The sequence below is a fragment of the Leptospira mayottensis 200901116 genome, assembly GCF_000306675.2.
GTDB classification, from domain to species: Bacteria; Spirochaetota; Leptospiria; order Leptospirales; family Leptospiraceae; genus Leptospira; species Leptospira mayottensis.
In genome coordinates this window covers 3,252,501-3,266,949 of sequence record NZ_CP024871.1, presented here as the reverse complement: position 1 = coordinate 3,266,949, position 14,449 = coordinate 3,252,501, and the positions used below count along the sequence as shown (strand labels likewise).

Annotated in this window: 11 protein-coding genes and 1 pseudogene; 10 read left to right on the top strand and 2 right to left on the bottom strand. The window is 40.3% G+C overall.

The features are described from left to right. Window positions 1-933, bottom strand: coding sequence for a J domain-containing protein (locus LEP1GSC190_RS14920; RefSeq protein ID WP_002748613.1), 933 nt, complete (start codon window positions 931-933; stop codon window positions 1-3). 87 nt (window positions 934-1,020) lie between these two features. Between LEP1GSC190_RS14920 and LEP1GSC190_RS14915 the strand changes: the two genes are divergently transcribed. From LEP1GSC190_RS14915 to LEP1GSC190_RS14865, 9 genes are all read left to right on the top strand, one after another. Continuing rightward, window positions 1,021-2,952, top strand: a complete 1,932-nt coding sequence (locus tag LEP1GSC190_RS14915; RefSeq protein WP_036048390.1) for a carbon starvation CstA family protein — start codon at window positions 1,021-1,023, stop codon at window positions 2,950-2,952. After that, window positions 2,949-3,497 (top strand): NUDIX hydrolase, encoded by a 549-nt coding sequence (locus LEP1GSC190_RS14910; RefSeq protein WP_002748607.1) that lies wholly within the window; start codon window positions 2,949-2,951, stop codon window positions 3,495-3,497. The genes LEP1GSC190_RS14915 and LEP1GSC190_RS14910 overlap by 4 nt, the downstream gene beginning before the upstream one ends. A 65-nt stretch (window positions 3,498-3,562) precedes the next feature. Next, window positions 3,563-5,332, top strand: coding sequence for a fibronectin-binding adhesin Lsa66 (lsa66, locus tag LEP1GSC190_RS14905; protein ID WP_002748361.1), 1,770 nt, complete (start codon window positions 3,563-3,565; stop codon window positions 5,330-5,332). Between the two features lie 6 nt (window positions 5,333-5,338). Next, window positions 5,339-6,085: an NRDE family protein gene (locus LEP1GSC190_RS14900; protein WP_002748402.1), complete on the top strand. Its 747-nt coding sequence runs from the start codon at window positions 5,339-5,341 to the stop codon at window positions 6,083-6,085. A 9-nt stretch (window positions 6,086-6,094) separates the two neighbouring features. Next, window positions 6,095-6,475: a PilZ domain-containing protein gene (locus tag LEP1GSC190_RS14895; protein ID WP_002748353.1), complete on the top strand. Its 381-nt coding sequence runs from the start codon at window positions 6,095-6,097 to the stop codon at window positions 6,473-6,475. 1,222 nt (window positions 6,476-7,697) lie between these two features. After that, window positions 7,698-8,507 (top strand): adhesin OmpL37 family surface protein, encoded by an 810-nt coding sequence (locus LEP1GSC190_RS14885; protein ID WP_002748495.1) that lies wholly within the window; start codon window positions 7,698-7,700, stop codon window positions 8,505-8,507. A gap of 148 nt (window positions 8,508-8,655) precedes the next feature. Further along, the gene (locus LEP1GSC190_RS14880; protein WP_002748410.1) at window positions 8,656-10,686 is read left to right on the top strand and encodes a DUF4178 domain-containing protein; all 2,031 of its coding nucleotides are present in this window, start codon (window positions 8,656-8,658) and stop codon (window positions 10,684-10,686) included. Window positions 10,687-10,964: 278 nt separating this feature from the next. Continuing rightward, entirely contained in the window at window positions 10,965-11,159 is a 195-nt protein-coding gene (locus tag LEP1GSC190_RS14870) for a hypothetical protein (protein WP_002748597.1), read from the top strand. A gap of 7 nt (window positions 11,160-11,166) precedes the next feature. Then, window positions 11,167-12,663 carry a polyamine aminopropyltransferase gene (locus LEP1GSC190_RS14865; protein ID WP_002748370.1) on the top strand — a complete coding sequence of 499 codons (1,497 nt, stop codon included), beginning with the start codon at window positions 11,167-11,169 and terminating at the stop codon, window positions 12,661-12,663. 698 nt (window positions 12,664-13,361) lie between these two features. Here the strand turns inward: LEP1GSC190_RS14865 and LEP1GSC190_RS14860 are convergent. Then, window positions 13,362-13,865 (bottom strand): YfbM family protein, encoded by a 504-nt coding sequence (locus LEP1GSC190_RS14860; protein ID WP_002748528.1) that lies wholly within the window; start codon window positions 13,863-13,865, stop codon window positions 13,362-13,364. Window positions 13,866-13,994: 129 nt separating this feature from the next. Between LEP1GSC190_RS14860 and LEP1GSC190_RS21200 the strand changes: the two are divergent. Continuing rightward, window positions 13,995-14,433 (top strand): annotated as a pseudogene (locus LEP1GSC190_RS21200) (IS66 family transposase); the annotation flags it as partial. Window positions 14,434-14,449: the final 16 nt, after the last annotated feature.

Here is a 14,449-nt window from a genome sequence, read left to right as displayed (position 1 = left end):
CTAACTCATCCTCATGATCAGAAAATTGTACGAAGCGATGATTTTTTGAGTCATTTCAAGTCCATCTTTGTTGATATCGGGGTGATATTTTTTAATCAATTCTTTGAATCGTTTTTTCAATTCTTCTAATGTACAAGGTGCATCGAATCCGAGAACGTCCAGATGTCTCTGAGTTTCCGGATCCATCTCTTGAAATACGGAAACGTTTTTTTTCTTTTTCGGTTTTTTGCGAAAACTTCCAAATAGGTCGTAATACGCCCTGTCTCTGTATTCTCTCGTAATCTCACGAAGATGAAAAACTTTGGTATTTAAGATAGAAAAAATATGATTTTTTAAAAAGACATCGGCCCCGTAATCGTTTTGAATCGATTTCAGTTCGATAAAATCTGAGATTTCGTTTTCTACAATCCTTTCGAAATTGAATTTGTCGTCGAAGTAAGAATCGAAGGCATCGTCGAAATCCAAAGTTGCGGACGATAAAAGCAGAAGTAGTTCCCGATCTAGTTCGTGTTTTTCCAAACGGGTCTGAATCGTTTCCTTCAGACCGATTTGAAGTTCTGCGAGATAATTGTCGTTGAAATATATTCCATTTTTTGCAAATTCTTCTCCGATCCCCTCTATCTTCAAGATTTTTGAGAGAAGTTGAATGAGAGAATCTGCGTGAGTTTCGTTAAAACCCGCAGCAGCTTTGGGAGAGAAGTGAACGTCGTTTCTGAGATTGTAAAAAATTCTATAATAGTCTTCTTTGCGGATATTTAAGGCTGAGATGATTTTTTCTACCGGAATGTACCATTCGCAATTCGTACATCCGGATTGAATCTCAAAAATAATATCCTCTAAAGAGGAACGGATTTGATCGAAACTTTGAGTCTGCATACTCCCCACTTCCTGATTTTCCACCCTTGCAAATCCGTTCATCAATTCTTTTTTCAATTAGACTTAGAGAATCGGAAATGGAAATCTTTTTGAACATTGAAAAAAGATTTGCTTGGAACGTTTCCTAAACTCATCCATCCAATTATGCTTCCTTTAATAGTCGTTCTTGTTTGTTTTCTTGTTTATTTTCTCGGATATAAATTTTATTCGGGTTATATCTCCAAATCCGTTTTCGATTTGAAAGATAACCAGGAAGACACCCCAGCCCACAAGCTGAATGACGGAGTGGATTACCTTCCGACAAAACCAATCGTCTTATTCGGTCATCATTATGCGTCCATTGCCGGACTTGCTCCCGTGCTCGGACCTGCGGTAGCGGTCATTTGGGGTTGGCTTCCCGCGATGATTTGGGTGGTATTCGGAAGTATTTTCGTGGGTTGTGTACACGATTTCGGAGCTCTTGTGGTTTCGGTTCGTAATCAGGGAAAAAGTATCGGTCAAGTTGCGGAGGATCTTTTAGGTCATCGTGCGAGAAGTTTGTTTCATGCAATCATCTTTTTTCTTGTCGCTTTAGCGATGGGAGTTTTTGTTCTTGTTCTTGCGGAAATGTTTTCTGCAGATCCAAAAGCTCATCTGAAATCCATATCCGCTGACACTGTAAATGTGCCCGTCGAAGAAAAAAAAACTTCCACAGCAGCTATCGAAGTTACGAAGAAGGCCGAACTTACGGGTGAGGTTCAAAAGTTGACTAAAACTCTCAATGAAGAGGTTCACGATCATCCTGGAGAAATCCGAACGGAAGAGAAACCTTCTATCCGATTGAGAAGTCATTTCCCGGAAGCGGTGATTCCGTCTGCGGCGATCATGATCCTAGCGGTGATCATGGGTTATCTACATTACAAAAAAGGAATGAACCTTACGCCCCTTACCGTATTCAGCGTTCTTGCAACTTTGGCTTCGATGGTTTTGGGGATGCAGGATTCGGTTCTAACTTGGGTGGGACTCAACCACGTGGAGACTTCTCCTTCCGCGGGGACTTGGAAATACATTCTTTTATTCTATGCGTTCTTGGCTTCTGTAACTCCAGTTTGGCTGTTGTTGCAAAGTAGGGATTATATCAATTCTTTCCTATTGTATTTGGGAATCGTTTTGATTTATCTGGGTTTTTTTGTGGGAGGAGTTTTTCACAACTTCCCTTCCTTTAATGCAGAAGTAATTCGAACCGAATCTATAGGGTTTGATCTGATTCCGTTTGTGTTCATAACGATTGCTTGCGGAGCTGTTTCGGGATTTCACGCGTTAGTCAGCTCGGGGACGACGGCCAAACAATTGGATAAAGAAGCGGACGCGAGACCGATCGGTTATGGCGGAATGATCGGAGAATCCTTGTTAGGTTTATCTGCGGTCATCGCTTGTACGATCGGCTTCACTTCTTCGGAAGAATGGTCTGATTTTTACCGTTCTTGGTCGGGTATTCAAGGTTTGGCTCCGCAAGTTGGAGCTTACATTTATGGAACCGGAAGATTTTTATCTCAAATCGGAATCCCGGAAGTTTTCGGACAAGGATTTATCGCGCTCATTGTGATTAGTTTCGCATTGACTTCGTTGGATTCTGCGACGAGACTTCTTCGGTACAATATCGAAGAAATTGCAGAATCGACTCGGATTTTTTGGATTCAAACATTGGTAGGCAATAGGTACATTTCCAGTCTGATCGCTTGTGTTGCGATTGGAATCTTTGCGTTTATGGAAATAGAACAAGACGGAAAAAAGAAACCGGCTGGACTCGCGCTTTGGAAACTTTTTGGAACCACGAACCAACTTTTGGCGGGACTGGCACTTTTGGTTGTAACCGTTTTTCTTTTTAAATCGAAGAAAAAGGTCAAAGTATCTTTTATACCGATGTTGTTTGTATTGTTCGTAACACTCTGGGCGATGATTCGAAATTTCTTAGACTTTTTAACCGGACCTTCTTCAAATCTTCTTCTCGCGGTTATAGGAGGAACGTTGATCGTTTTGACGCTTTGGCTTTTGATAGAGGCGATTTTAACTTGGAATCGCATTAGAAAAGCATGAAATACTGTAGTTCTTGCGGATCGTCCGTCGTTTATAAAATACCGGAAGGAGACAATCGATCTAGATACGTCTGCGATAATTGTGGAACGATTCATTATCAAAATCCGAAAATTGTAGTCGGGAGTATTCCGATTTGGGAGAATCGGATTTTGCTTTGCAAACGAGCGATCGAACCCAGAAAAGGATACTGGACCTTACCCGCCGGATTTCTGGAAAACAGGGAAACCGTGGAGGAAGGTGCTGTTCGGGAAACTCAGGAAGAGGCGAATGCAGAAATTAGAATCGTAGGACTTCAGAGTATTTACAGTATTCCTCATATCAGTCAGATTTATATGTTTTTCTTAGCGGATTTGGTGGATGGACGGTTCTCCGTAAGCCTTGAGTCCGAGGAAGTGAAACTTTTTTCCATAAATGAAATTCCTTGGGAAGAATTGGCCTTTAGTTCGGTTTATTTTGCTCTTAGGGAATACGTGGATTCTCCCGTTAAGAACTCGCTTCACTTGGGAAACACGAGGAACCGTAAGAACTTTTCGAAGGAATCCTGAGGAAATGGATTCTTCCGTTCTTAAAAAAATATAGGAAAAAAAACGTAGCGAATTAGAATGTACTCATGCGGAACGGAATTCGTTTCATAATATCTTCATTTCTTCTTTTTAACTTCTCCCTTCATGCAAATGCCTTTCTAAAGACTAACACGGATGTTTTCTCGCCTAATTGGGATGGAAGGAACGATGTACTCGAATTCAAAATTTCAAAGTCGACCCTTCCTATCCTTTCCGATTGGGAACTTGTGATTCAAAATTCCAGAGACGATGTCGTAAAAACTTTTAAAGCGGATCATAGAAGAAAAAGGGGATTTTCCTTTTTCCCTTTTTTGCAGGACGATGCGAAATTATCTCCTCTTGAAATTACGATTCCCGAATCGATCTTTTGGTTCGGAGAGGATTCCAAAGGATTTTTACTTCCCGATGGAGAATACAAATATCGACTCAAGTTAATCACGGAAAATAAGGAAAATCTTCTATCAGAAGAAAAAACAGTATTTTTAGACTCCCACCCTCCTAGTTCCGAGGTTGGCGCTAAAACGAGAGTTCTGTTTTTTACAGGAGATAAGAATTCTTCCCGCATCGGTATCACTCAAAAAGTTTCGGGAGAATTTACCGACGTCTTCACCGGAGAATTTGTGGATTCGGAAGGAAAAGTCGTGAAGTCTTATTCTTGGAAATTCAAGGAAGTTCCGTCCGTTCTCAATTGGGATGGAACAGATTTTTCTAATAAACAATTATCGAATGGAGTTTACACATATCGATTGATCGGAAGTGACAAAGGAAAAAACGAATCCGTTTCCGTTCTTTCCGATCTTACGATTCGAAACGAATCGATCGGAGTGGATATGTTTTGCGATTCCAAGCTCTATTCTTATCTTCCGGGTAGTTTGAAAAATTTTGTGCGATTTTCTATTTACGTTTCACCTAAACTTAAATCCGATTCCTACGAAATCGAAATCTTTCAAAAGAAAAAAAACGAGGAAAAGAACGTTTATCGTTTTCGGGAGGCGGGAGAACCGGGAGCGGAATGGAAATGGGATCTGAAAAATCAAACGGGGAATTTGGTTTCGGACGGAACGTATTTTTATAGACTTACAATTTACAGTCGTTACGAACGTTATCAATCCATTTCTTCTTTGTTCGAAGTTTCTAAAGAATCTTTCAATTTGAATTTATCAGTTTCAACGAAAGAGTTTTCACCGGACAATGATGGAAAGGACGATCTCCTGAAAATCTCCCTTTCTCATTGGGGCGTTCCGCTTCAATCCTGGGAGATTACATTGTATGAAATGCCTCCTTATACTTCTATCAAACGTAAGATCAAAACTTGGAGTGGCGAAGGCCAGCCCGGTTCCGAAATTTTCTGGGAGGGTTTGGACGAATCCGGTGCCAGAATCGGTTCCTTGAGTGAATTCTATTTCGAATGGAAATATACGGACGTATTAGGAAGGGAATCGAGTGGAAGAGGGGCCGAATTCAAAACGGAAATTTTGGTAGTGGAAGAAGATCACTCCTTACGAATTTCAATTCCGGAATCTCAAGTGGAAGCAAGATGGTGGAGATTACCGGGAAAAATCCGTTCAATCTTAAACGAATATCCGGGATACAATATAGAGTTGCAATCTCACGCTTCTCATCAGGGGGACGAAGAAGTCAATCAGGTACAAACCGAAGAAAGAGCCAGGGATGCATTTGAGTATTTCTTTTCCAAAGCAATTCCGTTTGGTAGAATTCGTTTCCGAGGTTATGGAGAAACCTTGCCTTTGATACCGGGCTCCGGAAAATACGAAGCGGATAAAAATCAAAGAATTGACTTTTATCTTTCACCTTAAGAGATTATGTGCACTGCGATCATTTATAGAAATCCCGATCGAAAAATTTTCGGCATAGGATTTAACAGAGACGAATCTGTAAAAAGAAAACCTTCTTTGGCTCCTACCAGATTAGGAGATGGTCCGACTTTTGCGATTGCTCCTTTGGATGGAGATTACGGCGGGACCTGGATTGGAGTTAATTCATCGAAGGAAATTTTTTGCCTTTTGAATTTTTATGAGGCAACTCTAAAACTTCTAAGAAATCCCACAAGCAGAGGTTTACTTGTTCGTTCCTGTTTGTTAAGCGAAGTCAAACCTGAATCACTCAAATCAGAGGATCTCGAAAATTTTTACCCATTCAAACTTTTAAAAATCACCTTGGAAAAAACGGAAGCTTTCATATGGAATGGGAAAAATTTTACAACGACTTCGCATACCGATACGTTTCAAATCCTCGGAAGTTCCTTTACACAAGGAGCGAAAGCTCAGGTTTCCAGGGAAGTTGTGTTTCAGGAGAGTTATGCTTTAGAGTTCCTTCCTGACGTGGATGAATTTCTGAAATTATCCAAAAATTTTCTCACCTCTCATCTACCTGAAAAAGGGGCGCTTTCGTCTTGTATGCACAGAAGGGATGCTCATACGGTTTCCAAGACAGAAATAGTACTTCAAGAAAATGAGTATACGATTACGTATCAGGAAGGCCAACCTTGTGAATCGCCTAAACCGAGAGTTTTTAATTTAACTTTGACGAATTTTTCATTATTCGAATGAGTATAATATATGGTCGATGCGAATTCGTTATTCAGGGATTCCTTTGAATACAGGGACCCATCACTTCAAAAAAGAAAAGATGCGCGTATAAAAATTGTTTTAGATGCGGAAATTTCGATCAAAGGAAAACAAGAAAAACATCCAGTCACTATTTTGGATATCGGAACCGGCGGAGTGGCTTTGGATTCCAGAATAACCATGTTCGAAGGGGACTACGTTCATCTTCATGCGAGGATCAACGGTAAAAATCTAATTCTTGAAACGAAAATCATTCGCTCTTCCGGAAAAAAAGTGAACGGCGTCTTTATAGGAATTGGGAACGAACATAGGACCGAAATTCAGGAATTCATTCATAGAAAGTTTTTCGGAAAACAAAAGAAATTGAATTAGGATCATTTATCAAAAAATTATTGTACCATTGAATCGAAAGTTCCTTTTAACCAGTATCTTACCTGTCGAGCGCCAATAGAAGCGAGACACTGAGTTTTTTCGAGCGCCAATAGAAGCGAGACACTGAGTTTTTTCGAGCGCCAATAGAAGCGAGACACTGAGTTTTTTCGAGCGCCAATAGAAGCGAGACACTGAGTTTTTTCGAGCGCCAATAGAAGCGAGACACTGAGTTTTTTCGAGCGCCAATAGAAGCGAGACACTGAGTTTTTTCGAGCGCCAATAGAAGCGAGACACTGAGTTTTTTCGAGCGCCAATAGAAGCGAGACACTGAGTTTTTTCGAGCGCCAATAGAAGCGAGACACTGAGTTTTTCGAGCGCCAATAGAAGCGAGACACTGAGTTTTTTCGAGCGCCAATAGAAGCGAGACACTGAGTTTTTTCGAGCGCCAATAGAAGCGAGACACTGAGTTTTTTCGAGCGCCAATAGAAGCGAGACACTGAGTTTTTTCGAGCGCCAATAGAAGCGAGACACTGAGTTTTTTCGAGCGCCAATAGAAGCGAGACACTGAGTTTTTTCGAGCGCCAATAGAAGCGAGACACTGAGTTTTTTCGAGCGCCAATAGAAGCGAGACACTGAGTTTTTCGAGCGCCAATAGAAGCGAGACGCTTTAGCTTTACAAAGGCTAAGAACTCCCGCGGTAGTTTGACAACGAAAAGACTGTTCGCAAATTCGTAAACTACCAAAAAAACGCAACTTGTGGGAACTTCCATATTTTATTACGAACTTACTGAATGATTGTAACTGATTTCTTTTAACACAGGTTCTTAATTTTAAGATTGTTATCTTGGGATTTTTAAAGATGCCCTTTTAGTATTTGAAATCATATTGTACATGGAACTTTTTTTGCGAAATCCTTTGCATTTTTCTTTTTTTCCATATTTTTTCTTTAAAATGTAAAAATAAAAAAGACCTATTTATTTTGTAATATTTTATTTTATGAATATTTAAAAACTATATTATCGAGCGAAGACAAGTGTAAAATCCTTTCAAAAGTATTTCTTGTTATGGTTTCGAAGGTTTATTCAAGGCTTAATCGAACATCGTCTTAATATACTTGCTTCAATTTGTAAAATGACTTGAGGACATAATTTTCAAAAAAGTAAAATTCCTATTATTCGTAATTCGATTGAATTCTTTACTTAAGTTTCCCGAAAATAGATGTATGAGAGCGGTGTTGGGAATTACGATCTGTGTTGTTCTATCAATTCCGTATTCCGTTTTTGCTGACTATGCGAGCAATTCCGCCACTCATCTCGTTCGAGTGGAAAGAGGGCTTAAAACGAATGAGTTCCTTATTCGGGCATTAAACAGTTCTATCTCGAATTTGGGTTCGGAATCGGACAAAGCTCTTTATAAACGGGTCGTCCAACATCATGTAGAAACCAATCAGTTATACTTTCAATTCGATCTGGAAAAATCATATTCCGAACTCAAACGCACTCAGGATCTACTCGTGATTCTTTATTCCAACTTGATCGAAGCGAGCAACAAGACGATCCGAGATGAATTGAATTCTCTCGGACGACAAGTAGTTCGAGGAACCGAAGCCAAACCGAAAAAACATCTCGAATTGGGTTATAGAGAATTAGCCATAGCCGAACAAAAGAAAACCATCGCAGACAATACGAGACCGTACCTGCAGGCAATCAAATTGGAATTGCTTTACGAATCCTTAAAATTACTCAAACAATCTAGGAAGTATGTGATTCTTCTTTCTATGGAATATCTTTCCGATTTTCCTTCCGATCCTGAAGCGGAAGATTTTTTGGGAATTCTGAACGAAATCAATAGAGCCATGTTTACCCGTAAAGACGAGTTTGCAAGGATTCACTTTGACAACCACTTTCATACGTATTCCGGTGAAAATCTTTACGACATTTATTGGCGAGATCCGGCTTTGGAAGAATTGGAAAAACCTTTGAGCGATATCGATCCAGCGTATTCAAGAGCTAGAAAGAATGCGAAGCGCTGATTGACAATAACGCGTTTGAGTTCAAGGAACATTGCACTGGGTGACGGTTATTCTGGCTTAGAATTTGTCCCACATTTCCGAATTTTTCCGATTTCCTTTTTAGAAATTCAGATGACAAGGAATTCTTACCTAGATACAACCGATTCTTGTGTTAGAACTGAGTTGTCCCAATTGTGGAGCGCCCGTACCATTTCAAAGTAAAGTTTCGATTTATGGCGTTTGCCCGAACTGCAAAACTTTAACTCTTCAAAAAAATCAATCTCTCGAAAATCTCGGCAAAGCCGGAGACCTTGTGCCCGATCTTTCTCCGATTCAAATTGGAACTTCAGGCAAAACGATAGATGGGATCCCTTTTCGGATTGTCGGAAGAATTCAGCAGAAATACGATTTGGGAACCTGGAATGAATGGCACGCGATTTCTTCCGATGGTAAGTCCATGTGGCTTGCGGAAGCGCAGGGTCAGTTTATGATCACACAACTTAACCCCGCTTCTCAGACTGATGTTTTTCCGGAACATGATCCGATTCAAAATTTGGATTCCCCGCCGGATGTTTATTTTATCTCCTCTCATACTTCCAAACAACTTCTAAGAGCTGGTGACACTCTTCGACTCGACAACGAACTTTGGATGGTTCGTGAAATCGGTCTTGCAACTTGTATCGGGGGAGAGGGGGAACTGCCCGTCGGTTTTCAAACTGGTTCTACTTCCGTTCTTTTGGATCTTGCCACTGATCAGGGATGGTTTGCTACATTAGATTATTCTCATACTCCTCCTTTGTATTTTAAAGGGATGCTTTACAGTTTCGATCAGATTCAATTTGCCAATCTCAGGGATCCAAAAGCGTTTACCGGTTTTCAAAAACTTCAGGAAGCGAAAGCGATTCAGTGTTTGGGGTGTGGCGCTTCTTTGAGTCAGAGAAGTCCGGACTTTTCGAAAGCGGTCGCTTGCGAATATTGCGGAACTGTAATGGATACAAGTGCAGAAGAACTGACGATTCTTTCCAAATTTCAAGAAATTATCAAAGATAGGATTTTTCTCCCACTCGGAATTAAACTTATTCTCAAGGGTAAAGAATGCGAAGTTCTTGGAGTTGTCAAAAAATCAGTTCACGTAGAGGGACAAGACTTTCCTTGGACCGAATATTTACTTCATTATACTGGCGGTTATTATTGGTTGAACGAGACTAACGGGCATTGGACTGTTTTCGAGCCGGTTCCGTTTGTTCCGAAGACGGTAGATAACTCTTATCCTCCGAAAAAACACTTTCAAAAAGAAGAATATAAATTGTTCAATTCTTCGACTGCAAGAGTTGATTTCGCTTTCGGAGAGTTTTATTACAAAATCCGCTCGGGAGATCATGCGGAACTTGCGGATTTTATCGCGCCTCCGAAAATGCTTTCTTCGGAAAAAACCCAAAACGAACTATTCTGGTCGGTTGGTGAGTATGTTCCTGTGGACGAACTCAAAAAAACGATTCAAGGAAAAGTAGAACTTCCTGTTCCGGAAGGGATCGGTGCAGCCCAACCGAATCCGTTTACCAAGATCCGAAGACGAAACGTAAAAATCGCCTCTTGGCTTTCCTTAATCATGCTTATTGTTCAAATTGGTTTTTGTTGGAATGCGCAGGATAAGGAAGTTTTCAAAAAAGATCTTGTTTATGTTCGAGATCCTGCTACAGGAGGAACAACTGATACTTCTTTTGTAACAGAAACCTTTCAATTGGAAGGTGGCGATAGACAAAATGTTCAAATTAAAATGACCATTCCCGATCTTTCCAATCACTACATCTACTATTCTTTAGCGCTGATCAATACGAAGACGGATATTGCCTATGATACCGGTCTTGAAATCAGTTATTACGAAGGTTACGAAGACGGGGAGAGTTGGACGGAAGGTGATAGATCGGCGAGTATCATTATCGGAGAAGTTCCTGCGGGAGAATACTATCTCAGACTAGAATCCGAATCGGATTTTCCAAAAGGGAGTGGAGTGAATGTGTCTCTGAGTATCACAAGAGACGTAGATCAATCGGTGTATTATTTCCTTTTTTTACTCGCTATTTGGTTGCCTGTTCCTTATTCTCTTTTTAGAAGTTTTTCGTTCGAGGCTTTGAGGAACGAAAACAGCGATTTTGCACCGAGTAATTTCGAAAATAATTCCGATTATGATGACGACTAAAAAAAGTATGCAAACTAGGAACTTGTCACCCAAAGAACTTAGAATGCGAGAGCTTCCACGAAAATTGGGTATCAAAAGAAGTTATCCAAAAATTTCTAAATTGGTAAAGAGGCGTAATCTGTGGGAATTACTACACTTTGATAAGATCTACCGAAAGATGATTTCTACTTTTATATTTGGGATGGTTCTAAAAAAACTATCCACATTCTTAAAATATTTTGAATGTACCGAGATCGTATCGTTCCCATCATCTACAACAAAATCAAAAGGATAATTTCATGAATTTAATAAAACAGCTTTTATACCCGGCCTACGTACTTGGGATCTCCGGCTATCTCACATATACGAACTTTTATGGAGGTGGTTCTAAAGATGTGGATGAGGTGGAAAATGTTCCTAAGACTGTGCGGGAGAATCCGGGAGTATATCGTTCCCACTACGCGAATTTTATGAGATATTCTGGGGGAAAGTAGGACCCGTTTGCAAACAGCACTTTATATTTCGGTTCTTATTATATCTTCTTGCGGTCTCATTTACGAGCTGTTAGCTGGAACGATCGCATCTTATCTACTCGGGGAAACGGTCACACAATTTTCTCTCATCATAGGAACGTATTTGTTTTCGATGGGGGTCGGTTCCTGGTTATCCAAGTATATGGAAAAGGATCTGATTCCTAAATTTTTGGAAATCGAACTTGCGATTGGACTTGTGGGTGGTTTCGGCTCGGCGATTCTTTATTTGAGTTTCGGGCAAATTCGATACTTTCAGATTCCGTTGTTCTTGCTTGTAATTTTAATCGGAGTTTTGGTGGGGCTTGAAATACCGATTTTGTTAAGAATCCTGAAAAAAGAACTTCAATTCAAGGAACTCGTATCGAGAGTTTTGAGTTTAGATTACGTGGGTGCATTGCTCGCTTCGATTTTGTTTCCGATCTTCTTTGCGCCTAAGTTAGGTTTGATAAGAACCGGATTCCTATTCGGAATTTTGAATGCAGGAGTGGCGGTTTGGGGGACTTGGGCGCTTCCTCTCAAACATTCCAGAATGATTTTGCTTCGAGCACAATCCGTTGTTGTATTAACACTTTTGATTTTAGGATTTTCCTTTTCCGATTTGATCACGCATTACAGCGAGGAATCCTTATATACGGATGAGATCATACTTTCAAAACAATCTCGGTTTCAGAGGATCATAGTGACACGCTGGAAAAACGAAATTCGACTTTTTTTAAACGGACATCTTCAATTTTCATCCAGAGACGAATATCGTTATCACGAAACTCTGGTTCATCCCGCGTTACTCGCACACTCGGCTCCTAAAAAAGTATTAGTTTTAGGAGGAGGGGACGGGCTTGCCGTGCGAGAAATTTTAAAACACAGAAACGTAGAATCGATTACATTAGTCGACTTGGATCCGACGGTTACCGATTTGTTTACAGAGCACGAGTTTTTAAAGGAGCTTAATGATGGAAGTTTAAAGGATCCTAAAGTGCAAGTGATCAATACGGACGCATTCATTTGGCTGGAGGAATCGGAACAAATCTTCGACGTGGTCATTATAGACTTTCCGGATCCGAGCAACTTTTCTCTGGGAAAACTTTATACCACGGCGTTTTTTCATACGTTAAAAAGAAGAATGAACGAAACATCCGTCCTTGAAATACAATCCACATCGCCTCTTTTTGCCCGTTCTTCATATTGGTGCATCGAAAGAACGATCGCTTCTTTGGGTTTTCATACGCTTCCTCTGCACGTTTATGTTCCCTCCTTCGGAGAATGGGGCTTTGTTCTTGCAGGTCAAAAGCCGATTCGGTTCCAAAAAGAGTTTCCGGAACATCTTAGATTTTTGAATATTCAAGAACTTGAATCGATCCAGGTTTTTCCGCAGGACATGTCTCGAATTCCGGTGGATATCAATCGACTGAACAACCAAGCACTCGTTCGGTACTATGACCGGGAATGGAATCGAATCCTGGATTGAAAAGGAAGGAATCCTGGCGGAGGGTCCTGCGCGAATTCATATGAAATCAAAATTCACCTAAAACGGCAGAATCGTGCGCCCAAGTCTTCGATCAAAAAAAATATATTATAGAAATAGAATGTTATAGAGACGACATTTAAAACAAAATCCAAAATAGATTAAGAAAATCTATTTTTCTTCGATATCGTTCTGAATTTCTTTCGGCAACTAATTCCAAACGATATGATAGTAGAGTTTTTTACTTCGCGGCAATTTTCAGTAATAGAGTTGTTGAAAAATTCCATGATTCGGATTGACAAAACCGCTTTAAACATCCATTTCAACGAAGCAGAAACGGACAGAGAATTAATTTTTCAACAACTCTAACAAACTTTTCAATAAATTCCGAATTTTGATAGTGCAGAGGTTGTGCATCCAATCATGTACATTTTCCAAAAACTCAAACAGTCTTTTCACTTCGTCTAAAGAAATTTCTATTTTTTTCACCATTTGGTAATTTACCCCCGTAGTGTATAATAGTTTAAAACTCGTCGCAAAATCTTGTGAGAGTTCCCGCAAATTATATTTCAGTAAAGATTCATAAACTTTTTGTCGGATCGTTTTCGGGGTTTAAAATCGTATGAGTTCCCACATTTCCGGATTTTATGAAAAATTCCATATATTCTGAAAATTTAATTTTCTAATATTTACTTTCTTGCTCAACTGATGTATTGAATCACACACAAATTATTCTCAGAGGCACGCGCATAAAAATCGACAAGATCGAGATAATGGTCCGTTACATATTCCCGATCTTCTTCATCTCCGGTCCAGTAGTTTTCCGGATACACGTTTACTTTTCGAACGGCTTCCCGATCGAAACGATTCCAAAGCTCTTCGGCGGAAAGCCCTTGCAAAAAACGATGAACTTCTTTCACTTCCGCAACATTCAAAAAACTTGCAGGGCCGTATCCAAAATCAATCTCGTCAGAAAAAATGTTTTTGCCAAATATGACGTTTCTCTCCGGAGGTGAGCCTTCGTAAGAATCTCCGGTCAAAAGAAAATGAATGATCTGCCAGGCTTTGTCAACGTCACAATGAGGATCCGGCGTTTGAGGATCCTCTTCCTCGCTATACACGAATTTTTCTATTTTTTTCGGGTGTTGGACCAGATCTGCCAACGTAGACTCCGTAACCATTAGAAAACATCCGATCATTGACATTCTGCATTCACTCCTTGAAATCCTTTTCGTTCTTCTAATCTTTCCAGATTCGATTCTTCTACAATTGACAGCATTTTCGTAACCGCCCAACGAACAACACCTTTTCAATTTCTGCTTAAACGTCTAAAATATTCGAATGAAAAAAAGGCGAAAGAAGGCAAGTTATCTTCGGTAGAACATTTGAGACTGAGGCAATCGGAATCCAAACCGATTGTTCATGAGATCCGTTCCTGGATGAACAAGCGGATCGCCGAAGTCGCTCTCGTATCTTGCGAATCAATGGGAGAAGCTCCTTGTTTTTTTGGATCATCCTGAGTTGCAACTCGATACGAATCTTGTCGAGAACGTTATTCGTCCATTCGTCGTTGGTAGAAAAAACTGGCTCTTCTCCGGTTGTCCGAAAGGAGCTTCTGCGAGTGCCGGGTTTTATTCGTTGATTCAGTCTGAGAAGCTCGCAGGTTTCGATCCTTATGCATTCTTGCGGGACCTGTTTAAATCTTGGGAAAAGGAGCCGAGGACTCTCGCTTGGGAGGATTTACCACAATTCAGGGAGACTGTGTTTCATTAGGCGCTTACGAATTCTT

What these genes read in the sequence shown, in the direction of transcription:
- LEP1GSC190_RS14915 (WP_036048390.1), top strand. Translation starts at nt 1,021, where the DNA reads ATGCTTCCTTTAATAGTCGTTCTTGTTTGTTTTCTTGTTTATTTTCTC.
- LEP1GSC190_RS14910 (WP_002748607.1), top strand. Translation starts at nt 2,949, where the DNA reads ATGAAATACTGTAGTTCTTGCGGATCGTCCGTCGTTTATAAAATACCG.
- lsa66 (WP_002748361.1), top strand. Translation starts at nt 3,563, where the DNA reads ATGCGGAACGGAATTCGTTTCATAATATCTTCATTTCTTCTTTTTAAC.
- LEP1GSC190_RS14900 (WP_002748402.1), top strand. Translation starts at nt 5,339, where the DNA reads ATGTGCACTGCGATCATTTATAGAAATCCCGATCGAAAAATTTTCGGC.
- LEP1GSC190_RS14895 (WP_002748353.1), top strand. Translation starts at nt 6,095, where the DNA reads ATGGTCGATGCGAATTCGTTATTCAGGGATTCCTTTGAATACAGGGAC.
- LEP1GSC190_RS14885 (WP_002748495.1), top strand. Translation starts at nt 7,698, where the DNA reads ATGAGAGCGGTGTTGGGAATTACGATCTGTGTTGTTCTATCAATTCCG.
- LEP1GSC190_RS14870 (WP_002748597.1), top strand. Translation starts at nt 10,965, where the DNA reads ATGAATTTAATAAAACAGCTTTTATACCCGGCCTACGTACTTGGGATC.
- LEP1GSC190_RS14860 (WP_002748528.1), bottom strand. Translation starts at nt 13,865, where the DNA reads ATGTCAATGATCGGATGTTTTCTAATGGTTACGGAGTCTACGTTGGCA.